Source organism: Brevibacillus parabrevis, assembly GCF_003710905.1.
GTDB classification, from domain to species: Bacteria; Bacillota; Bacilli; order Brevibacillales; family Brevibacillaceae; genus Brevibacillus; species Brevibacillus parabrevis.
In genome coordinates this window covers 39,067-64,650 of record NZ_RHHV01000001.1, presented here as the reverse complement: position 1 = coordinate 64,650, position 25,584 = coordinate 39,067, and the positions used below count along the sequence as shown (strand labels likewise).

The following is a 25,584-nucleotide window of genomic DNA, read 5'->3' as shown; positions in this document are numbered from 1 at the left end:
GGCCCTGCTTCATCTATCGGGGCAATTCGCTTACAGAAACCTGCAAATCCGCTTCTTTTGGCAGCCATGCCTGCATTTGTTCCCATTTAAACAACTGTTCAATATGGTACACGCCTTGCGGAAAATCTTCCGAGTAGAGTGTTTTAGCTGCAAATGCGGCCACTTTTGCCGTCATATATGACTGGTCGCGCCCTTGCAACTGACACGTCGCCATTGCCGCGCGATTGCCCGCTTTTCCCCGTGCCTCGATCTTGATGGCAAATAGATCGTCTCCCCATTTCCAACGCAAAAACGATTCCACGACGGCTTTCCGTACCGCTGACCGCTTGAGCAGTCGGCAAATTCCGCTGCGGCGAAACGCAGCCACTGCTCTCGTCACCCATTCCTGATCAAAACAAAGCCGTGTGGAGACTGACGCTACACCGAGCGTTCCGGCGAGTGTCTGCTGATCGGAAAAAGGGAAGCGGTACGCTTTCTTTTTCCCCAGTTTTGCTCCGAAATCGACCAGTTTGCCGTCTGTCATGCTCTCTACGCTCACCCGGCGATGATCTTGCGTCACATCATAGCGCGTGCACAGATGGTCTACGGTCCATTCCATCGCCGCCTTGCCGTGCCGATCTCCCAAACCGAGCATGATGAAAATATCCAGCTCCGTCACTTCTTCCAGCAAACGATGCGCATGGGCTGCGAGCAGATTCGTCAAGCCCGGCGCAAGTCCGATACTGAGCACGGCAGTTCCTGTAACCTTCGCTTGGGAACGCCTGCCCCATTGCTCCAGGCGGGTCAAAAAGGCACCGGATGCAGACACATCGATGTAGTGCGTTCCGCTCAAAAGGCACTGCTCGGCGAATGCCGTATCATGCTGGTCCAGACACATCACCACCAGCTTTACTTCCGCAAGCAGCTCCTGCTCTGGCGGCTGTCGAAGATCGAACGCGAGGGGGCGCACTTTCCCCGCTGTTTCCCGGCAAAAAGCCTCGGCCTTTTCCATGCTGCGCCCGGCGGCATACACCTGGCCTGGATACAGCTCCCCGAGTTCCTTGCAGATCGTTGCCCCTACATGTCCGTAACCGCCCACCACCAGGATTTTTTGTTTTTTCATGCGCCTCGTCCTCTCTTCTGTAAAAGCTTCTCGGCCCTGCCCCCTGCGTGGACTGGAACGATTGAAGCCTGGCATCCGTCTGGTCGCTATCCGTTTGCTCGCTTTTTCCGGTCGTTGCTACGGGTCGCATACCCCCAGATGCACAGGCAACATAAGCTGAGCCAGCCACCCATGATAAACACGGTTTTGTACGCTTCCAAATCTGGTTGCGCCCCTGCTGTTTGTCCGTTCATCATCCCCAGGCCAAGTGCCGCGCCTGTCACCAGTCCTGCGTTTCGGGTGAGCGCGATCATGCCCCCGACTGCCCCGGCATGCTCCAGCGGAACGTGCTTCATGATGTAACTGTTGTTTGGCGAGGCGATCAACCCCATCCCGGCGCCCACCAGCGCAATCGCTGCGATCAGTTCAACCGTGGACATGTGCCCAAGCCATACTCCCAAGGCGGCCAGTCCTGCTCCCATGCTCCCCAGTCCGGCCAGTACAACGGCTTGAGCCTGATAACGGTCGGCGGCCCAGCCCCCAAGCGGCCCCGTCAATGCCAGCAGCAGAGGGTACGCTGTGAGCAGATAGCCAGCTGACAGAGAAGACATTTTCGCATAATCAAGCAGGTAGAACGGCATAACGACCAAAACCAGGTTGGCCAACACGAACGAAGCAAAACTGATCAAAAGCCCTGTCGAGACAGCAGGAAGCCGAAAAACCGCGACAGGCAAAAACGGCTCTGCCTGATGGCGTCCTCGCCAGATCAACAGCCAGAGCACGACGATGGCAAGGCCGTAAAGCATGATTTGCCGCGCCGATAGCCAGCCCCATTCATTTCCGCCAGAAATCGCAAAAATCAGGGAACTGGCTGCAATCGTGAACAAGCCCGAGCCAAAAATATCGATTGATTTCGCCTGTTTTTTCGGCAAGTGAACAGGAATGTAGCGAAACGCAAGCACAGTCGCTACAACCGCTACCGGAACATGCGCGAGAAACAGCCATTCCCAGCTGAGTACGGAAGCAATAAATCCGCCTGCAATCGGGCCAGTCATCCCGCCGAGCGCTACAGCCGTGCTCATGATCCCAAGCGCTCTCCCACGCACTTCCTTTGGGAGCAGCAGTGTAATCAGAGCGATATTCGTAGCCTGAAACATCGCCGCACCGACGGCTTGCACGACCCGCAGGACAAGCAGTGTGGCAATCGTCGTCGAACATGCGACGAGAACCGAGCTGATGGTAAAGAGCAAAAAGCCGTAGTTGTGAAGCATCCGGTGGCCGTATCGGTCACCGAGCTTGCCCATGACGGGAAGCAGCGAAGCGATGACGAGCAAATATCCGGTCGTAATCCATTGGGCCACTCCCAACTCCGTCTGAAACAGTTGCGTAAAAGAAGGCAGCGACACGTTGACGACTCCTGCCGTGAAATGCGACAAAAAAGCTCCAAGGCAGATCGCTGTCATCATGCAAAAGCGCTGTTTCGCACTCATAAGCGTCTGAAACTGCACGCCTGTTTGCATCATCATCACCTGCTACTTTTGACCGCGAACCAGGCATTGATCAGATAAGAACCGAAGTAGCGCGAGCTGTGCTCGAACCCAGCCTCTTCCATCAGCTCTTGCACTTGGCAGGCTGGGATCGGATCAGATTCTTGGCCCATGGAGGCCGCAAAACGCTCCCACTCGGCAAGAGAAATGCCGTTGTCGGTCATATGCGTGCGCCAGGCTTGCATTTGCATGGCAAACGCCTGCGACTGCGGATCGCCAGCAATGGCTGCGAGACAAAACGGGGCACCTGGCTTCAGCCGTGCCGCAATCTGCTGCAACAGCTCTCTTTTTGCGGCAAGACCTTTGACAAAATGAAGCACGAGCAGACATGTCGCCGCATCGTAGACTGTCTGTTCCGGCAGCACGTCGACCGTTCCTTCGTGCAAAACCGTACGCGCAGCCAAGTCCGCGCCAGCCGTTCTGTGCCGGGCGCGTTCGAGCATTTGTGCGGATGGATCAACACCTGTAAACGTCCAATGCTCATGTTTTGCTCCCAGTGTCACGATTTCCTGACCGCCGCCAGCGCCTACAACAAGGATGTGCTCCTGCTCTCCGGTTTGCGGCAGCTTTGCTCCCAGCAGGCGCTCCGTCATTTCGTACAAGTAGGCGTACCCGGGAATTTTCAGCGCGATTGTCTGCTCATATTTCGCTACTTCCGGATGGTGCCAGCTTAAAGGCCGCTGTTTTTCTGTCATCTGTCTCTCTCCCGTCTTTTCCTGTCGTCAATTGCCAAAGCCTCCGTTGATCTGCTTGCGAGAAGTACGTGCCGCCATGTTGCTCCACCGAAGCTGCCGTTACATCAGCCAAAATGTTCATTGGCCTACATCCCAGCACAACAATGCGCGTTCCGAGAGCGAGCGCTTCGTCCAGATCGTGTGTCACGAGCAAAACGGTCGGCTGCTCGCTTTCCCACAGCTTCCTGAACAACTGGTGCATGCCAGCTCGTGTAGCAGCGTCCAGACTTTGAAAAGGCTCATCCATAAACAACAGTCCAGGCCGCGCGGCAAAAGCGCGAACGACCGACACACGCTGCCGCATCCCGCCGCTCAACTGGTCAGGGTATGCGTGCAGCACCGCACTCAAATCAGCAGCATCCAGCATGGCAAGCACCCGCTCTTGTTCTTGCTCTTGCCGTTGCTCCAACACCCACAGGACGTTTTCTAGCACCGTCTTCTCAGGCAGAAGGCGCGGTTCCTGAAAAACGTAGCCCAGCCGTTCCCCTTCATCGCGCGAAATGACTCCCTGCGCAGGCCGGATCAGCCCGGCAGCCATTTTCAGCAGAGTCGTTTTGCCAATCCCCGATGTTCCCATCAGGCACGTCACTTGACCTTTGGCTGCCTCCAGCGAAAAGTTATCGAAAAGCAGCCGACCAGCTCCATATTTCAACGAGATTCCTGTAAATCGCATGCGGCGCTCCCCCTCCTTTCGCGCGGCCGGGTGATTTTGCGCACGAGCACTTCCAAAGCCATCCCCAACAAGGCAACGAGCAATGTCCAGGCCATCACTTCTTCCGTTTTCAAGTAAATGCGCGCTGTGTTCATCGAAGCTCCGATCCCCGTCTGTCCGCTGATCAGCTCCGCCATGACGATCGTTTTCCAGCCCATGCCGACGCTGACGGTAAGCGCAGCCGACCAGAACGGAGCGAGCGCTGGCAAAATAATATCCACGAGCTGCTTGCGGCGATTGACCGAAAAGACGCGCGCCATCTCTAGCAGCTCCTTGGGCAATTGCCGCACGCCCTGCAAGGAATTGAAAAAGAAGAGCGGAAACAGGGCGAGTGCCACGACGAAAATTTGCGCCCCGCCATTCACCCCGAGCCAGAGAATGGCAAGCAGCATCCAGGAAACGGGGGGAACTGCCTGCAACACGGAAACGGCCGGGCTAACCAGCTTGAACACCAGCTCTTGTGCGCCTGCGAAGACGCCAAGCCCGGTTCCAAGCAAAAAAGCGATACCAAAGCCTGCTGCGAGCCTGAGAAACGAGTAGAGCAGCGGCTCCATCAGGCGGCCTTTTTCGTATAAGCCAATCAACGTCTGCAAGCTCTCCCACGGCCCCGGCAAAATGACAGGAGGATACACGCGGGACAGCCCCTCCCAAGTCAAAAGCAACAGCAAGTACGTAAGGCCGCTCGGCCAATTGTTACGAGCCGTAGTAAAAATCGGCATCTGGCACTGATCCTCCAATCGAATCGGGAGCGATTTGCAACAGAACGCCCAGGTAACGCTCCACTTCCGGTTTGGCTGTCTGCGCGTCCTTATAAAGCAGCGTAATTTTGGGCAGAGCAGAAGCCAGCACCGCCTCTGGCATGCCAAACTCTTCTGCCGCGATTTTCAATGTCTCGCCCGCTTGCTGGTTGACCTGCCGGACAGCCTCCTGATACGACTGTTCGAAGCGGGCGATATCCGCTGCATGCGTTTTGGCCCAGTCGCGATTGACGAAAACGGCCGTTTGCGGCAAGTCTTGTCCGAACTCAGCCTGCCACTCTTTTTGAAAATCGACGACTTCGCTCACTTTCCCTTTTGTTTTCATCCGAAAGCCACTCAGTACAGGCTCAGGCAACACAGCGTGCTTGATTGTGCCCGCCGCCAGTTGCTGCATGATGTCCGGAATTACGCCGTAGGCCAGGTTCACTTTGCCTTGCAGTCCTTTTTTGGCAAGCAGATGTTGCGTCAAAATATCGGGCGGCCCGCTTTGCCCCGGGATATAGACCGTCTCGTTGCTCAATTGCGAAAGCTCGCGCACGTTTGGGTCAAGTGAAATCAAATACATCGAGCCGTACGTGTTGACGTGAAGCAGCTGGATCGGCATTCCCTTTGCGTACAGATTGGCCCCGACATTGATCGGAGCAGCGTACAATGGCGCTTCATTGCCCTGTATGCCAGCCAGCAGTTGCTCTATGGAATCCCATTTGGCTATTTGGAACGTACCGTCTGCCTCTGTCTTTTCCATATAGACGGCAGGAATCAGAGACGGTGCCTTGGGCGTAAGCAGCGTGATCGCGGCAGGGCTGGCAGCAGGCCCCGGCTGCTCGGCTATGTTAGTTGCCGTGTTCGTTGTGGCGCAACCAGTCAAAAGAATCAGCGCAGCCAGACTGCTTGCAAACATGCGGGTAGCGTGGCGGTAAATGGATTTCATAGCAATTCTCCAACTCCTCGTTGACTTTTGGCATCTCTTCATTAAGAATTATTCTCAATTATAGAGATGCACGATAGGAGCACCATCCCACAAATATGGGATTTTTCTGCGAATCCGCTGAATCTATACGCACAGGAGAGCACAGATGAATGCAAAATGGGAAGCAAGCAAACGAAAACTGCTGACTCTGGCAAAGCGGCATTCCTCTTCTCAGGACTACCGGACGGCGCTTTTGCAGGAGCTGCGGGAGTTCGTGCCTTTTGACGGGGCGTGCTGCACGGCGGTAGACCCGCAGACGCTTCTGTCTACAGGGGCCATAACCGAGGACGGGATTGAGGCGATTCATCACGGGATTTTTGAATATGAGTACCTGCGTGAAGACTTCAATCGGTACGATCAGTTGAGCCAGTCAGCAGAAGCGGTCGCCACGCTTCATCAGGCAACCGGAGGCGAGCTTGTGCGCAGCGCGCGTTACCGCCATGTCCTGTTCCCTGCCGGATTTGCCGATGAACTGCGTGCGGCGCTCAAGTACGATGGAGCTTGCTGGGGATTTTTGACGTTGTTTCGCTTTCAGGGGCGGCCTTTTTTTAGCGAGGAAGAGCGCGAGTGGATGGCGGAGCTGGCACCGTTGATCGCCTACCAGCTGCGAAAAACGAGCCTGTCCCTGCCTGCCGAGGAGACTTCCTGGATGGAGGAAGAGACGGGGATTTTGCTCATGTCTGATCAATTGGCGATCCAATCGGCCAACACGACCGCAGACAGATGGCTCTCGCTTTTGCGCAAGTGGGAGTCGATCGATCGCCGCACCTTGCCGCGACCAGTGCGAGCTGTCTGCTCCCGGGCGTTGGCGCAATTGAACGAGTCTGATCCGAAAGCGTCCATGGCAAAAGTGTGCATCCGCATGCCGGATGGCCCTTATGTCGCGATTCAAGCAAGTCCGCTGCACGGCCAGGACGGCGCTGTCCATCTGGCGGTTTTGTTCAGCCCGGCCAAGCCAGCCGATATTCTTCCGATTGTGTGCGAGGCTTACGGATTGTCCGAGCGTGAAAAACAGCTGCTCGCTCTGATCGTGCGCGGCTTCTCTACCAAAGAGCTTGCGCACAGGCTGCACATCTCTGCCTACACGGTGCAGGATCATTTGAAGTCGATTTTCGTGAAAACAGGCGTATCCAGCAGACGCGAGTTGATCTGGCAGCTGTTTTCGAGATTCGGCGTGGAGGCAAGCGAAGGGAAATGAACAGCAGCCTGGTCGCACCACTATTCCGGTGCAATCGGGCTGCTTGTTGTTCCAATCACGCCATCTGATAAATCTGGATCAGGTTCCCGCACGTATCGTTCAAAACGGCGAGGATCACGTTTCCAGCCTCGGTCGGAGGCGTCTTGAAAACTACGCCGAGCTGAGTCAAGCGCTCGTACTCTTTGTTGACGTCACTCACTTCAAACGCCGTCGCAGGGATGTTTTGCTCAAAAATCGCTTTTTGGTAGGTCGATGCAGCCGGATTTCCGTTCGGCTCCAGAAGCAACTGTACACCGTCCGGCTCTTCCGGAGACACCACTGTCAGCCACTTGGCTCCTCCCATCGGAATGTCCATTTTGGTCACGAAGCCGAGTATCTCCGTATAAAACTTTTGCGCCTTTTCCTGATCGTCTACAAAAACACTCGCCAAACTGATTCGCATAAGGAACCTCCTGATTACTTTTCAGCCTATTTCGCTAGTGTACCCCCGATGGGCTGCTTTCCTACCTACCTGTCTTTGGGCAAGGCAAGATGAAAAATCCATTCCTCGCCATACACGACAAAAGCTCGCTGCTCGGCATTCGCTTGCGAGACCGCAACGACGTCAACTGGCAGCGAAGTATAAATAGCCTGCTCTTCCGGCAAGCAATAAGCGGCGATAGCAGGAAAGTCGTCTTGCTCATACGGTCTGATCCAAAATCCATTCGCTACAGTCATGGAAGCTCCCTTCTATTCCTGGCACGCCTCTCTCAGCTTCTGATCGAGCACCTGAAAGACGCTTGCCAGCTTTTCTGCGGGAACGTTCGCATAGCGATCGCCTATGCTCACTTCGTAGTAGCTGGAATGCTCGTCTACCTTCCGCGCATAATGGGAGATTCCTACGCCTGTCTCCTCGCAAATGGAAAGAAGAATTTGCTCGAAACGCTCTTTGGGCAAACGGACATGCACATGGAACATGTTTGATACAGGTACGGCAGGGATGGTGGTGACGCCGTGGCATTGGTTGTATCTGCCGGCGAGGTCTTTGGCCTGCTCGTAATACTCGCCGAACTTGCCCTTTCTCGCTTCAAAGTTGGCTTCGGCAGTCAAAATGTACGGATACAAGCTGATCAGATCGCCGCCATGGCGCCTTTTCCAGATCACGGCCTCTTTCGTGAAAGTCTCGTCTCCGGCCAAAATCGCTCCGGCGATGCCGCCGACTCCTTTGTACATCGAGATATAGACACTATCGAACAACGCGCATACTTCCTCGGCCGTTTTCTGATAGTATGGCAAAATTTCCAGAAGCCTTGCTCCATCCAGATGCAAGCGGATGCCTTTTTCCTTGCAGTGGCGCGAGATTGCTTGCAGCTCCTCGTAGGACGGCAGTTGTCCGCCGATTTCACGCTGCGGGAGTTCCAATAGCAGGCAGGAAATCTCCTCCGTCATGCCGAGGACATCGTCCAGCGCAATTACCCGGTGTTTGTCCGCAAGCAGCACCGCGTCGATGCCGTGGAGCTTGCGCAGCCCTTCCTCTTCATGAATCTCCAGATGGCAAAGCGGATGGTACGCCACCCGGTTGATGCCTTTTTCCTCGGACCAGATGCGCATGGCGATTTGCTGTGCCATCGTACCGCTCGGGAAAAAGACGGCGGATTCTTTTCCCAAATATTTTGCCATTTTATGCTGAAAATTCTCGATGACCGCTCCCGTTCCGTACACATCCGCCTGGAGGTCGCCATCCAGCTCCTGAAAAACAAGCTGCAATTGGCGGATATCTCTCTTGCTGTGCCCAGCTAACTGATAGGTCGTCTGATTGAATGCTTGCAGCAACGTTTTCTGATCTTCCATGTCGACAGGTCCCCTTTTTCCAGCTGAGTAGGCTGCGATTGTTTGCATGCGGCTTTGCCATGCCCCTTCTTCCAAGATACCATATCTTTTTCGCAGCCTTCTCAAAATTATTGCTTCAAGTGCAATTGACGGTATTCGCTGGGGGTGCTCCCTGTCGTCTTTTTGAACAGCGTAATGAAGTACGGCGTGTTTGGCATGCCGACCTCCGTGGAAATCGCGGCGATTGACTTGTTTGATTGAGCCAAAAGCTCTTTTGCCTTGTCCAGCCGTTTCTGCTGAATGTATTCCACAGGCGTCATTTCCTTGATTCGCTTGAACGTGCGATGCAAATGGTAGGGGCTGCCGTGGCACATGTCTGCCAGATGGGCCAAGCTCAGCTTTTCGGTGTAGTGAGAGTCGATATATTGCGTCATTTGTGCGACCCATTCGCGATCCGGCAGGCGCTGACCCGTCGGCTTGCACCTTTTGCACGGGCGAAACTCCTCGCGAATCGCCTCGCTCGCCTGTTCAAATATCCGCACATTTCCCCATCTCGGCGGCTTCGACTTGCACGATGGGCGACAAAAAATGCCCGTCGTCTTCACCGCGTAAAAAAACTGCTGATCATAGGTCGCATCGTTATTGATGATGGCTTGCCATCGCTCCTCTGTAATCCCAAGCTCCATGTTGCCCACCTCCACCGTCAGTATACCCCCAAGCGAACCGCTTCGTGCTCTGTTGTAAATAAAATAGCAAGATAACGAAATGACAGTCCAGCTTTTCTTGCGATACAACTAAGAGAGTGCCAAAAGGAGGCTGTTTGATGATGAATACAAACAAACGAATATATACGGAATTGCCACGCCAATGTCTACCTGCCAACGCTTGGGTCGATAATAAGAAGGAACTGATCCTGCATACCGAACAACCTTTTTCATTTTCCCAAAACCTCCATTACTTGTCGCGCAGCAACAACGAGTGCCTATACCAGATTGAAGGAGATCGGCTGTACAAAGCGATTCCTGTTGACGGCGACATCCCTGTCGTAGAAATTCGCGCCGACGATGACGGGCAGCTGTCTGTTCGTTTTCTCGGAGACGCTCCGCCGCCAAATGTACGCGCCCAAGTAGCGCAGTACGTTTACGACTGGTTTGATCTGGGAACCAATCTGACAAAGTTTTACGACCTGGCCCAAAACGATGCCTTGTTAAAAAACGCTGTCGCTTCTTACTACGGGCTGAAAAATATGGGCATCCCCGACCTGTTTGAAGCGATGAGCTGGGGGATTATCGGACAGCAAATCAACCTGACGTATGCCTATACGTTGAAAAGACGTCTCGTGGAAAGCTTCGGGCAACGGGTCGAGCACGCAGGGCGAACTTTTTGGGTGCATCCTGCGCCGCAAGTGATCGCCGAACTTACCGTGCAAGACCTGGAAGCGCTGCGGATGACCACGAAAAAGTGCGAGTATTTGATCGGTGTTGCACAACTCATCGTTGAAGGGAAACTATCGAAAGAGCTATTATGGGACGGAGGAGATTGTAAAAAGGCGGAGAAAAAGCTGATCAGCATTCGCGGGATTGGTCCGTGGACAGCCAACTATGTCCTCATGCGCTGTCTGAGGATGCCGTCTGCTTTTCCGATCGACGATGTCGGCCTGCACAATGCCATCAAATATGTTCAGGGTACGGAGACAAAACCGACCAAAGCCGAAATTCTGGCGCTGTCCAGCAGTTGGACAGGCTGGGAGTCTTACGCCACCTTTTACTTATGGCGTTTTCTCTACTAACCAAAGGAGGTTTCACTCGCATGCTGAAAATAGGCTCGCACGTTTCCTTCTCCGGCAAAGGTCTGCTCAATGCCGCAGAAGAAGCCGCCACCTACGGCTCTAGCACGTTCATGATTTATACGGGAGCGCCGCAAAATACAAGACGCAAACCGATCGAAGACCAATACATTGAAGAAGGCAAAGCTGTCATGGCCAAAGAGGGCGTCGAGGAAATTGTCGTGCACGCCCCTTACATTATCAATCTCGGCTCCTATAAAGAAGACACGTTTGAACTGGCTGTCCGCTTTTTGCAAGAAGAAATTCGCCGGACTGACTACATCGGCGTCAAAAACATCGTGCTCCATCCCGGCGCCTATACCGACAAGGACGCGGAGTACGGCATTGCCAGAATCGCCGAGGGCTTGAATGAAGTTCTCGCCGGCGTGAAAGACACTGACGTCAAGATCGCGCTGGAAACCATGGCCGGAAAAGGAACCGAGATCGGACGCAGCTTCGAAGAACTCGCCGCGATCATCGAAAAAGTCGAAGACAACAGCAAGCTCGCCGTCTGCATGGATACGTGCCACATTCACGATGCGGGCTACGATATCGTCAACGATTTTGACGGTGTGCTGGAGCAGTTTGACCGCACCATCGGCCTGGACCGCCTGAGTGTCGTTCACCTGAACGACAGCAAAAACTTCCGCGGCGCCGGAAAAGACCGCCATGCGCCAATCGGTGCCGGGCTGATCGGCTTTGACGCGATGAACTACATCGTCAATCACGACAAAATCCGCCACCTGCCGCTCGTTCTGGAAACACCGTGGATCGGAAAAGAAAAAGGCAAGGAGCGCCCGATGTACAAAGCCGAGATCGCCCTGCTGCGCGGCGAGATCGAACAGCGCTTCGGCGACGAATTTATGGATCACGTGGAGCGGCTGGACTACTTCTTCTGCAAGCAAGATGTGACCAGACGCGAATATGTCGTCGGCATCTGGGATCTGTTGAAAAACGACGCGAAAGCCAAAAAAGCGGACGGTCGCGAGCCGATGGAACGACTGTACGACATGGCGCACGAAGCACGCTTGTTCCCGGAGCTTTCCGAGGAAGAGCTGAATCAACGCCTGACCGCCTGGTTTGCCATCCCGAAATTCTCGTAAGCCAGGCTGCATGAATCTCTCTGGCAGATTCGACCTGAACAGCGGTGCAGCCAAAGAAAAAACGTACTTGCTTCTCGGAAGCGACGGTCGGTTGTATCGAAGCCAAACTCCGGGTACAATCGGTGGCTATCGGCGGAAAAAAATATACGGACGGCTGGACTGCCCCTCCGCTCTGCGTGCCATCGCACGGGGAGGATATGTAGCCCATCGCGTATTTTTCGCTGACGAAAAGACCGCTGTCGCTGCGGGCTATCGGCCCTGTGCAGTTTGCCTGCCTGACAAATACGCTCTGTGGAAAGCGGACCGCTCCCTATAAACTGCTGGAAGCGACATGCGACCGCTGTGTATTCATGCATTTCCTACAGCTACAGTAAATCCTACACGCCAAAAAGCTGGCCCGTGCCGATGACGGAAGCCAGCTTTTTGGCTTTTTGCTTTCTTCGCTGCTTTACTCGTTCACGCTGCCAGACACGCCATTTTTGTGCAAAAGGGGAACAGGCGGAATGACTCGGAAATACGGGACGCTCGTGACGATGGAGATACCCGCTTCCCGCAACACGGCTGCCATCTCTTCCGCTTCCTGCGCCGGAATGTCGCCCAAGGCAAAAGCATGACTGATCGCAACTCGCCCCTGCAAACCAGCCTCCGTGGTCATGGCTGCCAGCCGCTTCATGGTGAACGTGCCGAGATGACCGTGGTCGTGCAAATGCAAATCGATACCCGCCCCCGCTTCGACAGCCAAATCGACCATCTGATAGAGCGACTCTTCAATGTCCTGATCGACTGTCGCCGGGTCCACGCCGCCGACGTGTGTCGCCCCTTGCCGCAGCGCTTCCCTGACGAGTCCTTTCGCCTTGGTGCGCAACAGCCCGTGCTGCGGGAACGCGACGATTTCGTGCGTCAGCCGATCCGCATACGTCGCAAGCGCCGCCTGAACCTGCTCCAGGTTGGAGATTCCTACTTTCGGATAAATGTCTACATGAGTACGCACATAGGTGGAGCCGTATGACAGCAGGACAGCAAGGAAGTTTTCCGCTCGTTCCTTGGTGGACGTCGCAAGCCCCGGCAAAATCCGCTTTTCGATCTCGCAGCGCTCGATCACGTTTGCGGCCGGGATCACTGCCCGCCATTCCTCGCCCAACAGTGTCTTGTCCAGGTGGACGTGCTTTTCCAGCAAGGTCGGCATAGCCAACAGCCCTCTGGCGTCTTCCCGCTCGATGCCATCCTCGCTCAGCTCGTCAGCAGCAGACACGATCCGGGCGTTACTTGCGATTCTCAGCGCACAACTGATAGCCCCAGCCCCAGACGGTCGTAATCATCCCCGCCGCTTCCGGGGAGCGCTGGGACAGCTTTTTTCTGATTTTCCGCACGTGGGCGTCAACCGTGCGGGAATCCCGCTCGGTTTCGTCATTCCAGACATTTTGCAGCAAATCTTCCCGCGAAAACGTCTCATTGGGATGCAGCGCGAGAAAATACAGCAGCTCAAACTCTTTGGGAGCCAGTCCCACTGTTTTTCCGCTGACCGTGACCCGATGAGCCAGCGGTTCGATCAAAAGGTCAGGATAGGAGATCGCCACAGGAGAGCCGCTGCTTTTTTTGCCTGTTTCTTGTAGACTGGCAGTCCGATGCAGGATGGCCTTGATTCTGTATACAAGCTCGTGCGGGCTGAACGGCTTGACGACATAATCATCGGCTCCCGCCTCAAAACCTCGCAAGCGGTCAGCCTGCTCCCCTCTGGCCGATACGATGACAATCGGCACCGGATCTGTTTCGCGCAGACGCAAGCACAGCTCGATCCCGTCCATACCGGGCATCATGAGATCGAGTATGATGAGGTCATAATCGATCTGTTTGACCAGTTTCAACGCTGCGAATCCGTCCTCTGCCTCATCCACGACATATCCCGCATTTTCCAGATACATGCGCAAAATACGCCTGATTCGCTCCTCGTCGTCCACGATCAAGATTGTAGCAGGATGATCTCCCATGACGCTCTCCCTCCTCGCTTTTGCAACTGCTCCCTACGCTCCCAAAAATCGCTTGGCCGCAGGAATCCGCCTGATGACAAGCAAATCGACAAGCAGCACGGCAACCAGGGAAATGCCCACCAGCGGAAAAAACAGTCCAAACGCGATGATGATGGCTGCGACGCCTTTCATCAGCTTGTAGTTTTTCGGCAAAGCTGGCGCTCCCAGCTTGCCAGCCGGCTTGCGTTTCCACCACATGATCAGCCCGGTAAGCGAAATGCCTACCAAGCCGAGGCAAGTCAATGCCGCCAAAAGCTGGTTCGGCCAGCCGAAAAAGCGTCCCTCGTGCAAAGCGATGCCGATTTCGATTGCTTTTGCCATTGTCCCGTAATCGGCAAAACGCAAGTCAGCGAGCACCTTGCCGCTGTATTGATCGATGTGCAGCGTCGCGTTATCTACCGGAGATTTCGGGAAAACCGACACGGTGTAGACGCCTTTTTCTCCTTCGGGCAGATTGATCGTATATCCGGCAGGGACTTTGCGCTCAGTAGCAATGTTGACTACTTGTTCCAACGGCAATGTTTGTACTCCGCCTTTTTGAGCGGATTCCGGCACGGGCATGTTTTCGGCAGCCCACGATACTTCGGCAACAGCCTTTGTCGGGATCACCGACTCCGGTACGCTACCCCACAGTTGGTCGGGGTAGCCGGATTGTGCGGAAGTGGCTGCCTTGTTGACGTAATCGCCCCAGACGCCAGACCACGGCAAGCCTGTCATGATCAGTACAGCGGTAAACAAAGAGAGCCAGAAAGCGGGCACAGCATGCAAATCCCGCCAGAAAATGCGTTTTCCTTGCGTGAATCTCGGGATCAGCGTTCCGTACAGCGATTTTGTGTTGCGCGGCCACCACAGATAGACTCCGGTTACGAGCAAAATCATTCCCCAACAGGCTGACAGCTCGATAATCCGGTCGCCTGTTTTCCCTGCCATCAGCTCGCCGTGAAGTTTTTTCATGACTTGCATGAGCTTGTTCTGATCATTCAGATCGCCGACGATTTTGCCGTCAAACGGACTGACGAAGACAGTTTTGCTGACCTTGTGTTCGACAATGCCGACCTCGGCTGTTCGTGTCGGCTCATCAGACGGACGGTAGCGTGTGATGACGGCTTCCGGATAAGCCTGTCTTACTGCCTCAACCTGCATGGTCGGCGATACAGCCGTATGTCCCGCCGCGACATAGTAAAGGTCCTTGTACATCCACGCTTCAATCTGCGGCTTGTACAAATAAATTCCGCCAGTGATAGCTAATAAAATCAGAAAAGGAGCAAAAATAATACCTGCGTAAAAATGCCACCGCCAGATCGCCACATACAAGCGTTTTTCCTTTTGTGGCTCCTCTGTTGCTTCTTGCTGATACGTTTGCGGCATCGCCATATACCCGCGTTCCCCCTCGTACTGATGATTTTACGAAATTGAGTATATGACGATTGCCCGTTTCGCTACATGACTCAACCTGGCTATTTTGGGCATGAATATGTGTCGGAAGATTGACAAGTTTCAGTTCCCGCTTCCCAAAAAGAAAAGGATATAGAGGCGGCTCTATACCCTTTTTCTGTATCGATTAAAAATCAAAGTTGTCCGGATCTGGACCGACGCGATGATTTTCATTCAAGCCGTCGATCAGCTCCATATCTTCTTTTGTCAGCTCAAAATCAAACACCGAGGCATTCTCGACAATGCGCTGTTCTTTTGTCGATTTCGGAATCGTCACAACGCCATGCTGCAAGTCCCAGCGCAAGATGATTTGGGCAATCGATTTTTGGTACTTCTCAGCGATCCCTTTCAGGACAGGATTGTCCAGCAATTGGCCCTGCATCAGCGGCGACCACGCTTCAAACTGGATGCCCTGCTCCCGGCAGTAGGCGCGCAGCTCTGTTTGGGACAGTCGCGGATGGAACTCCACCTGGTTGACCATCGGCTTGATTTCGGCGTCCTTGAGCAGCTCTTCGAGATGATGAATGTGGAAGTTGCTCACTCCGATCGCCTTGACGCGCCCTGCTTTGTACAAAGTTTCCAGCGCTCTCCACGCCTCTTTGAATTTGCCTTCCACCGGCCAGTGAATCAAGTACAGATCGAGGTAATCCAGCCCCAGCTTGTTCAGGCTCGTTTCGTAGGCAGCCAAGGCGGATTCGTAGCCAAGGTCGGCGTTCCACACTTTTGACGTCACAAAAAGGTCTTCTCTCGCCAAGCCCGCTTCTTTCAGGCCAGCGACAATGCCGCGTCCGACACCTTCTTCGTTCTCGTAAATCGCCGCCGTGTCGATGCTCCGGTAGCCGTGCCGGATCGCAGCTTTTACGGCGTTTTCCAGCTCCGATCCTTCCGCGACTTTAAATACGCCAAGGCCCAGCCAAGGCATTTTCACGCCGTTGTACAGTGTGGTAGTCTCTTGCAAATGCTTTGCCATGATTAATTTCCTCCATCCCTATTGTCTATTTATGAAAGACAGTCTACAGTAGTCAAATATGCGGGGTACGGTTTGACAAGTGCTATTATGAGAGACAATAGCCAAAAGAGAAAGTACGTACTTTTTTGTGCGATAGGTACTAAAAAGTGCCTATGCATGCAGGAGGGAACCGTTCTTGAAAAAGAAGTACAACATTTCAGTCGAAGCCACACTCGAAGTTATCGGCGGCAAATGGAAGTGCGTCATTCTTTGCCATCTGACGCACGGAAAAAAACGCACGAGCGAGTTGAAGCGGCTCATGCCCGGCATCACGCAAAAAATGCTCACCCAACAGCTGCGCGAGCTGGAAGACGACGGGATTATCAACCGGATCACTTACAATCAAGTTCCGCCAAAGGTCGAGTACGAGCTGAGCGAGTACGGCTGGAGCCTGAAAAGCATTTTGGACGCGTTATGCGCCTGGGGTGAACAGCATATTATCAAGGAGTACGGGGACAAATATGCTGTATTGGAAGACAGCATTCTCAATAAATAACAACCGCGGCACCCCCATTCATGTGATTGAGAAAAGGAGAGGTTCACCTTGGCAGCAACCGCATCTTCTGTTTTACGCCAGCTGGGCAGCTCTGACCTGCTGCTGTCGCCGCTGGGGCTTGGCTGCTGGCAGTTCAGCAACGGCAATGGCATGATCTACTCCTTTTCCTCGGTTGCCAGTGAAATGCGGGAAATGGTCGGCGAACTTTCGCGAGTCTGGTCTGAAAAAGACGTTGCCGCTCATCGAAGTGTTGGACGAACTGGCAGGCAAATACGCGTCCTCCTCCACACAAAAAGCAGGCTGTGATCCGCGAGTAGATCACAGCCTGCTTCGTTTTTTCAAGAACGCAGCCAATCAACGGCGCGCCTTTTCCCGTTTTCCGCTGATGGCAGTAAGAATCGCCGCCCCCAACACCATCACTCCGCCGATCCACGGCGTATGAATCAAGCCCAGCGAATCTACAACGATTCCCCCTACAAAAGCTCCGATGGCGATTCCGAGATTAAACGCGGCAATATTGATCGCAGACGCCACATCCACCGCGCCGGGAACGTATTTTTCCGCGAGCTGCACCACGTATACTTGCAGCCCTGGCACATTCATGAACGCCAGCAAGCCCATCAACATAATCGTAATCGTGCCTGCCACCTTGAACGGCGCGGTAAACGTAAGAATGAGCAAAATGACTGCCTGAACCACAAACATGAAGAACAACGCTCGCAGCGGATTTTTGTCGGCTGCCCTCCCTCCGACTGTGTTACCGATGGCAATAGCGATGCCGTACACAAGCAAAATCAGGCTGACGACATTGGCATGATAGCCTGTGATCTCTTCCAAAAGCGGCGTCAAAAACGTAAAGGTGACAAACGTTCCGCCGTAACCGAGTGCCGTAATGGCGAAGGCCAGCAACAATCGGCTATTTGTGATAATTTTCACTTGATCTTTCAATGAGGCAGGCTTGCCTGTTTTCAACTGGCTGGGAACGAGTATCGCGGTCGCCACCAAAGCAATCAGGCCAAGGATGGCTACGCCCCAAAACGTCGCTCTCCAGCCAAACATTTGACCAATAAACGTTCCCAAAGGCACACCTGTAACCGTGGCGACCGTCAATCCGGTAAACATCGTCGCGATCGCACTTGCCCGTTTATTTTCAGGCACCAGGTCTGCCGCAATGGTCGAGCCAATGGAAAAGAAGACACCATGGGAAAAGGCCGTGATGAAACGGGCAATGAGCAGCAAAGCAAAGCTTGATGACAGCGCAGCGACACTGTTTCCGACGATGAAGACCACCATTAGCAAAAGCAGCAGCGTCTTGCGCGGGATTCGGCTGGTCAGCGCGGTAATGATCGGCGCTCCCACAGCCACGCCCAGCGCGTAGCCGGAAATCAAAAGTCCGGCGAGCGTGATCGTTACATGCAAATCCTGCGCGACAGTAGACAACAGACCGACAATGACAAACTCCGTCGTTCCAATGCCAAATGCACTGATTGCGAGAGCAAGTATAGCGAGCGTGGAGTTTTTCGCACCTTTTTCATGCTGCTCTCGGTTGATAGCTGTGCTCATGATGAAAACATCCTCCTGTTATTTTACTTGCCAGTCATTCGGCAGGGCCCTTGCACATCATGATTGGCGAATATGTTGTGTTGCTGATTGCCATTATCGAGCATGCGAGCTTTTAGCGGAAGTACGTACTTTTTAGTAGCATAGGCACAAAAAAGTGCCTTAGGCGCGCCGGATAAATCTGCTCAAGCTTGCCTGGCCCGCGTTCCCGTTGCACAAAAAAACGTCTCCCGGCCCTTTATAACTGGCCGGTGAGACGCTCTGACGACAGCTGGCTTAAAAATCGTTTGGTTCGTTCATGACTTGGCGCAGAAAAGAGCCGAGCTGGCGGGCCTTCTTCAATGATCCTGCCATCGTGCATGACGACGACCCGATCTGCCACTTCGCGGGCAAAGCCCATCTCGTGCGTCACCACGATCATCGTCATACAGCAAAATAAAAGATGATCAGTCAAAAGGTGATCATGTGGATTGTAAGTAGCAAAAAGCTAATGAAATTTTAGCACTAAAAACAGGAAAAAATGAGTGAGCATAAGCGTAGTCAAATTAATAGAATTAATTTAGCAAATAGCATTGACATACAAAATAAAAAATGTAAAATTTTTCATAAAAAGTTATCTACTTACACTTCGGGACAAAAAGGTAAGTTTTTCGCAATTTCCATCCTGTTTATATCATTACAATTTTAATTTAGGAGGACTTTATGAAAAAGTTACTGAGCGCTTTTGCTATCTTTGCATTAATATCCAGCCCATTAAGTATCGTGAATGCTGAATCAGAGTATAACAATGAGGAAATTCAAAAAGTTGCCTTAGCAAGTGGGAAAAGCGAACAAGAGGTAATCAAATTGCTGAACCAGAGACAAGAACGACTCAAACAGACAAGGGAGAACTGGTCGAAAATCATCCAAAAACAACGTGAAGAATTTAAGGACGAAGTAGACAAACAGAAAGCCAACCTAGGGAAAAAGAATGAAAAGGTTGAGATGATCCGTATTATTACGTCAATCGATCCTAAATTTGAGAAACAGAACTTCTCTTACAATGAAGAATCTGGGGAACTTCAGTTGGAAACGACATCTGGAACCGGGCAGATTGGCACTTATGGCGATATACTGATTACACTTGATTCTGGATCAGAAAGTTCAGGTACGTTTTACGGAGGTCATGCTGCTATTGTATCTGAGGATAGCAACTCCTGGACTATAGAGTCGTTCGCAAAAGGGTGGAGTCCGCAAGCGCCGAAAATTGACGGCGTTTATTGGCACATAAATGACTGGGCAAATCGATACGATACTGTGGCAGGATATCACGTAAAAAAAGCTTCTTTATCCGACTACACTGACGCTGCACTATACGCTGAGGACAACTTGTACAAACCTTACAACTTTAATTACTTCGACAAATGGGACACTACATCTTTCTACTGCTCACAAATAGTCTGGCGTGCATGGTATAACCAAGGCTTTAACCTAGATTCTGATGGCGGAGATGAAGTATGGCCAGAAGATATTGCTAATTCTTCGAAGGTTATCCCATTCTACAGTGCTGGTATCTAAAAGCACAAGAAAGGTAGGAAAATCCCGTATTTTCCTACCTTTCTGTCTATATTAAAAAGGAGAGTCTATGAGAAGTAAATATTTACGTTTTAAATTTTTTCTGTTAGTTTTTGGAGTTACAGGTGTTTTAAGTATAATAATGTTAAGCACCGGACAACTTTCATATAAGATTAATAAAAATGCAGAAAATTACATAATACTTCGCACTTCATTTATAGAGAACAAAAGTAAATTAGAGATATATTCTGAAGACAAAAAAATAAATGAAGAGAGTATTGACCAAGGAGCATTAAATAGTCTTATTAAGCATAAGAATGATTTTTATATTTCTTCTAGATATAAAGGCGATTACTATATTCTTTCTAAAAATGGACGGTTAATTAAGAAAAGAATTGAGTCAGGAAAAGGAATTACAAATACATTCTATAACAATGATAAAATTACATTTATCACCAACTGGGGGCAAAAAAAAGAGAAGGGAATTATTTCTTACACGAGTGGAATATATTTACTTAACGCTAAAAGTGAACCTGTCGAATTTGTTCTAAATAATGGATTTTTCACAAGCGGAACCTTTTTTAATAATCATATATATGTATTAACATTTGACCCAACAGTTAAAGAAGAGCAAATATTAAAAGTAAATTTCAATGGTGAAATAGTAAAAAAATTTGTACTTGGCAGATCTCCCCGATTTGAGTTCAGATCCATTACCACAAGTAACGATTTGATATATATGTATTCTAATGATGGAAAATTGCTATTTATAGATACAGCAGATAATCTTCAAGAGATACCCCTTACAAACGGAACTGGTAAAGTATTTAAAATATTTCCTGCTTACCAAGGAATACATGTGCTGTTCTATAATGGAGTTTTTATTCAGATAAAACAAAATAAGGTCAATAGTGTCTTGAAATTGCAAAATGAATCAAATGAGCATTTAATTAGTATCCAATCCAAAATTAAAGGCAAAGTATTACACGTTCTATATACATTTGATAAAGCATATTACGGAAAATCCTATAAATATGAAGGACTTATTCGGCAATATAGCATCGATGATGGCTCTGTATTAGCTAATTTTTATCTTGAGAAACTAGATAATCTAAGATTAGTTGACTTCGATATAACCAATAATTAGATAGTTCAAAAAAGTAATTTGTTGTTTAACAATTCGCTTCAAAGGAAGTGGAATTATGGAATTTTTAATATTTATTGGTTCTTATTTAATTGCATTTCATATACTTTCTATAATTATCACTGGGTGTTTACGTTTTTTTTTACCAAAGATTCATTTTCTTGTCCTTTTATTCACTAATGCGATGCTAGGGATTCTGTTCCTAAAATATTTTGCATTGACTTGGTCAATTTCATTTCTATTTATTAATTTGCTTACTGCATCTATTGGAATGGGAATCGCGAGCTTGCTTAGAAAATTAATTCATAATTTCAGGGAGGACTGAGGAGATCAACATACGTAATTTACTATTGAGCCTATACAATGCTCTTCCAGATTAACGTGTCAAAAAATTACGTAATGGGGCTGCTATTTTCTTCGTTACTTGGCAGTTTGTTGAACCAAGAGCATGCTCTATATTGGGCAACATATATACTTCATTCAGTTATGAGCCACAACCTGTCGTGATGTTGAAAGTTGTGGCTCCTTCCTTTTTTGCTCCCAACTGCTGTTACAAACCTTAAACGTGAACGCTGTCTCTACTTCACTTCCTCTATCTCTCACCTGAACGCTAACCTTCAAAATTCCCCCACAGATGGCTTCGTTTGTATTCTTCAATCACTTTCCTGCTTCATCCTATCGTCTCCACATATATATTCTTCAACAGGACTGTCGACTTCCCTATAGTTACTTTATATTTTCAAACTTTCAAAAATCATCAGTGAGCTTCTCTCTTTAAGTCCCCCATGAATTCGGACACACTTAGTTGGGAAAGAATGCTGACCAGTATTAATATGATTTGCGCAAGCTTCCTCTACAACTACTTCTCCCCTTTTCGCTCGTACAGCTCCCACAAGAGTTTTCCTGCTTTCGATTTCATTTGCCGTAAATCACCTGTCTTCCGTATTTCAGAGCAAATACAATATCGTATTACAGTTCAATGTGCATGCTAAGCTAAACTACTTTTGTCCATCCGTTGGTTTCCTTAATTCATGTAAGCAGTTGGCAGACCAGTTCTCAGCGCATCATTGATTTAACAGGTTTCATTTCCGCTCTTATCTTTATTTTGCGAATGAGCATTATAAAAACTCTAAGAAAAAGTGTCGTTCTACACACTCTCATCCCATCTCCAATTTTCTCATAGTCGCATCCAACGGCAACATTCCTACCAAACACGCCTTTACCCATGCTTCACAGCTGCTTCCTCCGCGCGCGAGATGGCGCGAATATGCGCCGAGCGCAACGAACGATAACCCAATCCCGCGATCAGCATGGCCAAAACTCCCGCCACAATCGCCACCATGAAGCCTGCGTGAGAACCGAACCCGTCGATCACCCAGCCCGCTGCCGCAGAGCCGAACGCCACGCCAATCCCCAAGCCTGTAATGGCCCATGTCATGCCTTCTGTCACCATCGATCGCGGGACAATTTTTTCTACCAGCCCCATCGTCACAATCATCGTTGGCGCCACTGACAGGCCAGCGAAGAACACGACGATGGCGAGGGAGAAGAGGTTGCTCACCAAAAACAGCGGCAGCATCATGACCATGCACAGCGCGACTGCCTGTAAAAATTGTCGGTGCAAAGGCGCTTTCAGACTGAGCGTACCGTACACAAGCCCAGCCAGGCACGAGCCGACTGCGTATATCGACAACACGATGCTCGCAGCGACTTTGTTGCCCTGTTCCTCGGCAAAAGCTACCGTGACGACATCCACCGCGCCAAAAATGACACCCATGGCTGCGAGCGTAAACACCAGTGCCTGCAAGGAGCCGAGCTTGATGACGCTCCCTTTTTCCTCAGGATCAATAGGGCGCACTTTTGGCTCTGTACCCTTTTGCAGCGTAAACAGCACCACTCCTGTCAGCAAGAAAAGGCAAGACAACAGCGGCCCCGCTTCGGGAAAGACTGCCACACTCAAGCTTACGGAAACGATCGGTCCGACAATAAAGCAAATCTCATCCACCACCGATTCAAAAGAAAACGCGGTGTGCAGCTTGGGGGAGCCGCCCAAAATCGCAGCCCAGCGAGCGCGCACCATCGCTGCCATGTTCGGCATTCCCCCGGCGAACAGCGCTGCCAAAAACAGCGTCCAGTCCGGCGCCCCGAGCCTTGTGCATAAAAGCAAAATAGCAGCAGCGGTTACGCTGATCCCCGCAGCAGGCAGCAGCACGCGGGATTGCCCCAGCCTGTCAGCCAGCCGCGAGATATGGGGAGCCAAGAGCGCAGATGCCAAGGCAAACGTCGCTGCCACAGCACCTGCCAGCCAATACTCGCCTCGCAGCTGAGACAGCATGGTAACGATTCCGATCCCCATCATGGAAATCGGCATTCTGGCAATAAAGCCAGCCGCAGAAAACCCCTTCGTTCCAGGAGTTTGAAATATCTCACGGTATGAGCGAAACATGATGCACCTCCGTAAATGTAGGATGACTTGTCACGACCGTCCTTTCAAGTTGACATACGTCCCGTATGCCAATATCATAAAAACATACGCGACGTATGTCAATCCATACCAATCAAACAGGAGGAGTCCCATGACCCGCAAGACACGCCAAGAAATGCTAACAGAAACCCGCGCCAAGCTGGTAAGTGCAGCCAGACAAGCCTTTGGCACAATCGGATATGCGGACACATCCATGGACGATCTCACAGCCTCTGTCGGACTTACCCGCGGAGCGCTTTACCATCATTTCGGAGACAAAAAAGGTCTGCTCGCAGAAGTGGTCAAGCAAATCGACGCAGAAATGGACGAAAAGCTCGCCACCATCTCCACAGAAGCGGAAAATGCATGGGAAGGCTTTGTCTGCCGTTGCCGCGCTTATCTCGCCATGGCGCTTGAGCCGGAGATTCAGCGCATTGTCCTGCGGGACGCACCTTCCATCCTGGGCAATGCCTACTGGCAATCCTCCCAGTCCCAATGCCTGGCGACGATGGCGGAAACGCTCCGCCAGTTGATGGAAGATGGCATGATTGTCAAAACAGACCACGAAGCGCTTGCCCGGCTGTTGAACGGCGGCCTGGCTGATACTGCCTTTTGGCTCGCCAACTCCGACGCGCCGGAAGCGGATTTGTCCAAAGCGTTGCAAAGCCTCACCGCTTTATTGAACGGTCTGTTGCTGACAAAAGAGCCGCTGAAATAAATCGGCTTTTCCCCAATAAAAAAAGCCGAGAGATCGCAGGAGCAATTCCTTCCTGTCCAGCTCTCGGCTTCCTTCATCTTGGCAGCTCGTTATCCATCGGCGACTTGCGAATCATCGCCACGCTTGATTCCCTGACAATGAGCCTCGGTTCAAACTGTACCCGCTCATATGCACCGGAACCGTTTTCGCGAATCCGTTTCAAAAGCAGCTCGGTAGCCAGCCGTGCCACTTCCTCCCCCATGATGGACACAGAACTGATCTGCGGAGTCGTGATCGTCGTCCAGACATTGTTGTCGATCCCCACGATCGCCACATCTTCCGGAACGCGAACGCCCAGCTCTTTGAAGCGATTCACGATCCCAATCGCCACCATGTCGTTGACCGCGTAGATGGCGTCCGGCATGTTTTTCAGGCTGAAAAAATAGTCAGCGGCCCGGCGGCCAGTCTCAAAGGAGAAGTCCTCGCCGAAATACACCAGCGAAGGATCGACGTGACTGAGCGATCCTTCGTACGCAAAGTAGCGTTCCTCGATCTTGTCTTTAGGCGCCCCGGCGTAAGCAATCCGCGTCCGCCCGATTTTGATCAGATGCTCCATGACAAGCCGCCCCTCCTGGCGAGCCATGCTGACGACGTCGGCCTTCACGTTTTCTTCAAGCCTTTTCCCGTAGTTGATAATCGAAACCGGGACGCTCGCCTTGTTGATCAGCGGAACAAGCGTTTTCGGGTAGGCGAGCGGCATGATGATCAGCCCGTCCACGTGCAGCTTTTTCACCTCGCGGACAGTCTCCAGCTCGGTCCGCGCATTGCCTGACGTGTTGATTTGCACGACGCGATAGCCGTGCTGCTTCGCCGCTTGCTCCACAGACCAGGCAATGTCCGGGATAATCGCGTTGCGAATGTCCGGCACAGCCAGCGCGATCTGATACGTCTGGCGTACTTTCAGGCTCTGCGCAGAAGTGTTCGGGGTAAATCCGAGTTCCTCAATCACCTGGAGAACCAGCGCTTTCGTCTTCGGGCTGATCCCTTCGCTGTCATTGATCGCTCGCGACACAGTAGCAATTCCTACCCCTGCTTTTTTCGCCACGTCTTCAATCGTCACTTTATGATTGGTATCCAATGCAATGCTTTCCTTTCCTGCTTGGAATCGTTTTCTGCTTTCTTACGAATCTGCCGCTTTTATTATCGTTATTATATCACACGCGGCTCTGGCGGTAATGCAAACGCCACGCCCGGTCAGAGCCTTCACGCATGCAACAACGGATATTTTCAGCCAAACCAAAAACATTCGCTCGATTTCCCACTCAACAATCAGTCGCACGATTTTCACTCGATATTACAGTTTGACAATATGTCAAAGTTATGACATATTATTTTTCGGAAACGTTTCCTGTTTTAATTACTGATTCCGATCATCATATATTTTATCCACCTACAAGGAGCT

Annotated in this window: 25 protein-coding genes and 2 pseudogenes; 9 read left to right on the top strand and 18 right to left on the bottom strand. The window is 51.4% G+C overall.

Annotated elements, in window-relative coordinates:
* Positions 1-13 precede the first annotated feature (13 nt).
* The 6 genes from EDM60_RS00360 to EDM60_RS00335 all read right to left on the bottom strand — a co-directional run bounded on the left by EDM60_RS00360 (position 14) and on the right by EDM60_RS00335 (position 5,763).
* The gene (locus EDM60_RS00360; protein ID WP_122962194.1) at positions 14-1,102 is read right to left on the bottom strand and encodes a saccharopine dehydrogenase family protein; all 1,089 of its coding nucleotides are present in this window, start codon (positions 1,100-1,102) and stop codon (positions 14-16) included.
* An 86-nt stretch (positions 1,103-1,188) separates the two neighbouring features.
* The gene (locus EDM60_RS00355) at positions 1,189-2,601 is read right to left on the bottom strand and encodes an MFS transporter (protein ID WP_244226797.1); all 1,413 of its coding nucleotides are present in this window, start codon (positions 2,599-2,601) and stop codon (positions 1,189-1,191) included.
* A gap of 5 nt (positions 2,602-2,606) precedes the next feature.
* Positions 2,607-3,323: a class I SAM-dependent methyltransferase gene (locus EDM60_RS00350; protein WP_122962193.1), complete on the bottom strand. Its 717-nt coding sequence runs from the start codon at positions 3,321-3,323 to the stop codon at positions 2,607-2,609.
* On the bottom strand, positions 3,268-4,035 hold the full coding sequence (locus EDM60_RS00345) for an ABC transporter ATP-binding protein (protein ID WP_122962192.1): 768 nt from the start codon (positions 4,033-4,035) through the stop codon (positions 3,268-3,270). Before EDM60_RS00345 ends, EDM60_RS00350 begins: the two co-directional genes overlap by 56 nt.
* Positions 4,011-4,793 carry an ABC transporter permease gene (locus EDM60_RS00340; RefSeq protein ID WP_122962191.1) on the bottom strand — a complete coding sequence of 261 codons (783 nt, stop codon included), beginning with the start codon at positions 4,791-4,793 and terminating at the stop codon, positions 4,011-4,013. Before EDM60_RS00340 ends, EDM60_RS00345 begins: the two co-directional genes overlap by 25 nt.
* On the bottom strand, positions 4,768-5,763 hold the full coding sequence (locus tag EDM60_RS00335) for an ABC transporter substrate-binding protein (protein WP_167470222.1): 996 nt from the start codon (positions 5,761-5,763) through the stop codon (positions 4,768-4,770). Before EDM60_RS00335 ends, EDM60_RS00340 begins: the two co-directional genes overlap by 26 nt.
* 145 nt (positions 5,764-5,908) lie before the next feature.
* Here EDM60_RS00335 and EDM60_RS00330 point away from each other — a divergent pair, with 145 nt between their 5' ends.
* On the top strand, positions 5,909-7,000 hold the full coding sequence (locus EDM60_RS00330) for a helix-turn-helix transcriptional regulator (protein ID WP_122962189.1): 1,092 nt from the start codon (positions 5,909-5,911) through the stop codon (positions 6,998-7,000).
* A gap of 55 nt (positions 7,001-7,055) precedes the next feature.
* On the opposite strand, the gene EDM60_RS00325 is transcribed toward EDM60_RS00330, so the two are convergent.
* From EDM60_RS00325 to EDM60_RS00310, 4 genes are all read right to left on the bottom strand, one after another.
* Positions 7,056-7,442, bottom strand: a complete 387-nt coding sequence (locus tag EDM60_RS00325; RefSeq protein WP_122962188.1) for a VOC family protein — start codon at positions 7,440-7,442, stop codon at positions 7,056-7,058.
* A 65-nt stretch (positions 7,443-7,507) separates the two neighbouring features.
* Positions 7,508-7,717: a hypothetical protein gene (locus EDM60_RS00320; protein WP_122962187.1), complete on the bottom strand. Its 210-nt coding sequence runs from the start codon at positions 7,715-7,717 to the stop codon at positions 7,508-7,510.
* 12 nt (positions 7,718-7,729) lie between these two features.
* Positions 7,730-8,830 carry a threonine aldolase family protein gene (locus EDM60_RS00315; RefSeq protein ID WP_122962186.1) on the bottom strand — a complete coding sequence of 367 codons (1,101 nt, stop codon included), beginning with the start codon at positions 8,828-8,830 and terminating at the stop codon, positions 7,730-7,732.
* A gap of 107 nt (positions 8,831-8,937) precedes the next feature.
* Complete coding sequence (locus EDM60_RS00310) at positions 8,938-9,495, bottom strand: bifunctional transcriptional activator/DNA repair enzyme AdaA (RefSeq protein ID WP_122962185.1); 558 nt, start codon at positions 9,493-9,495, stop codon at positions 8,938-8,940.
* A 137-nt stretch (positions 9,496-9,632) separates the two neighbouring features.
* On the opposite strand from EDM60_RS00310, the gene EDM60_RS00305 reads away from it, so the two are divergent.
* Genes EDM60_RS00305 through EDM60_RS00295 form a run of 3 tightly spaced genes read left to right on the top strand, consistent with a single transcriptional unit; the run spans position 9,633 to position 12,053 of the window.
* Positions 9,633-10,598, top strand: a complete 966-nt coding sequence (locus tag EDM60_RS00305) for a DNA-3-methyladenine glycosylase family protein (RefSeq protein WP_122962184.1) — start codon at positions 9,633-9,635, stop codon at positions 10,596-10,598.
* A 20-nt stretch (positions 10,599-10,618) separates the two neighbouring features.
* Positions 10,619-11,737, top strand: a complete 1,119-nt coding sequence (locus EDM60_RS00300; RefSeq protein ID WP_122962183.1) for a deoxyribonuclease IV — start codon at positions 10,619-10,621, stop codon at positions 11,735-11,737.
* 10 nt (positions 11,738-11,747) lie between these two features.
* A complete protein-coding gene (locus EDM60_RS00295; protein ID WP_122962182.1) occupies positions 11,748-12,053 on the top strand; it encodes an Ada metal-binding domain-containing protein in 306 nt (101 codons plus the stop codon).
* Between the two features lie 141 nt (positions 12,054-12,194).
* On the opposite strand, the pseudogene EDM60_RS00290 reads toward EDM60_RS00295, so the two are convergent.
* The 4 genes and pseudogenes from EDM60_RS00290 to EDM60_RS00275 form a co-directional block, all read right to left on the bottom strand.
* A pseudogene (locus EDM60_RS00290) lies at positions 12,195-12,962 on the bottom strand (amidohydrolase family protein); the annotation flags it as partial.
* A gap of 37 nt (positions 12,963-12,999) precedes the next feature.
* Entirely contained in the window at positions 13,000-13,725 is a 726-nt protein-coding gene (locus EDM60_RS00285) for a response regulator transcription factor (protein ID WP_122962181.1), read from the bottom strand.
* Positions 13,726-13,758: 33 nt separating this feature from the next.
* Positions 13,759-15,138: a PepSY-associated TM helix domain-containing protein gene (locus EDM60_RS00280; protein ID WP_122962180.1), complete on the bottom strand. Its 1,380-nt coding sequence runs from the start codon at positions 15,136-15,138 to the stop codon at positions 13,759-13,761.
* Between the two features lie 187 nt (positions 15,139-15,325).
* A complete protein-coding gene (locus EDM60_RS00275; protein ID WP_122962179.1) occupies positions 15,326-16,168 on the bottom strand; it encodes an aldo/keto reductase in 843 nt (280 codons plus the stop codon).
* A gap of 175 nt (positions 16,169-16,343) precedes the next feature.
* Here EDM60_RS00275 and EDM60_RS00270 point away from each other — a divergent pair, with 175 nt between their 5' ends.
* Both EDM60_RS00270 and EDM60_RS28995 read left to right on the top strand, forming a co-directional pair.
* Positions 16,344-16,703, top strand: a complete 360-nt coding sequence (locus tag EDM60_RS00270; protein ID WP_122962178.1) for a winged helix-turn-helix transcriptional regulator — start codon at positions 16,344-16,346, stop codon at positions 16,701-16,703.
* Positions 16,704-16,751: 48 nt separating this feature from the next.
* Positions 16,752-17,009: a hypothetical protein gene (locus EDM60_RS28995; RefSeq protein ID WP_233454165.1), complete on the top strand. Its 258-nt coding sequence runs from the start codon at positions 16,752-16,754 to the stop codon at positions 17,007-17,009.
* Between the two features lie 48 nt (positions 17,010-17,057).
* Here the strand turns inward: EDM60_RS28995 and EDM60_RS00260 are convergent, their stop codons facing one another.
* Both EDM60_RS00260 and EDM60_RS00255 read right to left on the bottom strand, forming a co-directional pair.
* The gene (locus EDM60_RS00260) at positions 17,058-18,266 is read right to left on the bottom strand and encodes an MFS transporter (RefSeq protein ID WP_122962177.1); all 1,209 of its coding nucleotides are present in this window, start codon (positions 18,264-18,266) and stop codon (positions 17,058-17,060) included.
* Positions 18,267-18,501: 235 nt separating this feature from the next.
* Positions 18,502-18,690: pseudogene (locus EDM60_RS00255) on the bottom strand (hypothetical protein); the annotation flags it as partial.
* Between the two features lie 275 nt (positions 18,691-18,965).
* On the opposite strand from EDM60_RS00255, the gene EDM60_RS00250 reads away from it, so the two are divergent.
* Both EDM60_RS00250 and EDM60_RS00245 read left to right on the top strand, forming a co-directional pair.
* Positions 18,966-19,820, top strand: a complete 855-nt coding sequence (locus tag EDM60_RS00250; RefSeq protein ID WP_122962176.1) for a YiiX/YebB-like N1pC/P60 family cysteine hydrolase — start codon at positions 18,966-18,968, stop codon at positions 19,818-19,820.
* A 67-nt stretch (positions 19,821-19,887) separates the two neighbouring features.
* On the top strand, positions 19,888-20,964 hold the full coding sequence (locus tag EDM60_RS00245) for a hypothetical protein (protein WP_122962175.1): 1,077 nt from the start codon (positions 19,888-19,890) through the stop codon (positions 20,962-20,964).
* Between the two features lie 1,216 nt (positions 20,965-22,180).
* Here the strand turns inward: EDM60_RS00245 and EDM60_RS00235 are convergent.
* Positions 22,181-23,407, bottom strand: coding sequence for an MFS transporter (locus EDM60_RS00235; protein ID WP_122962173.1), 1,227 nt, complete (start codon positions 23,405-23,407; stop codon positions 22,181-22,183).
* Positions 23,408-23,537: 130 nt separating this feature from the next.
* On the opposite strand from EDM60_RS00235, the gene EDM60_RS00230 reads away from it, so the two are divergent.
* Positions 23,538-24,143 (top strand): TetR/AcrR family transcriptional regulator, encoded by a 606-nt coding sequence (locus EDM60_RS00230; RefSeq protein ID WP_122962172.1) that lies wholly within the window; start codon positions 23,538-23,540, stop codon positions 24,141-24,143.
* A gap of 73 nt (positions 24,144-24,216) precedes the next feature.
* Here the strand turns inward: EDM60_RS00230 and EDM60_RS00225 are convergent, their stop codons facing one another.
* Positions 24,217-25,260 carry a LacI family DNA-binding transcriptional regulator gene (locus EDM60_RS00225; RefSeq protein ID WP_122962171.1) on the bottom strand — a complete coding sequence of 348 codons (1,044 nt, stop codon included), beginning with the start codon at positions 25,258-25,260 and terminating at the stop codon, positions 24,217-24,219.
* Positions 25,261-25,584: the final 324 nt, after the last annotated feature.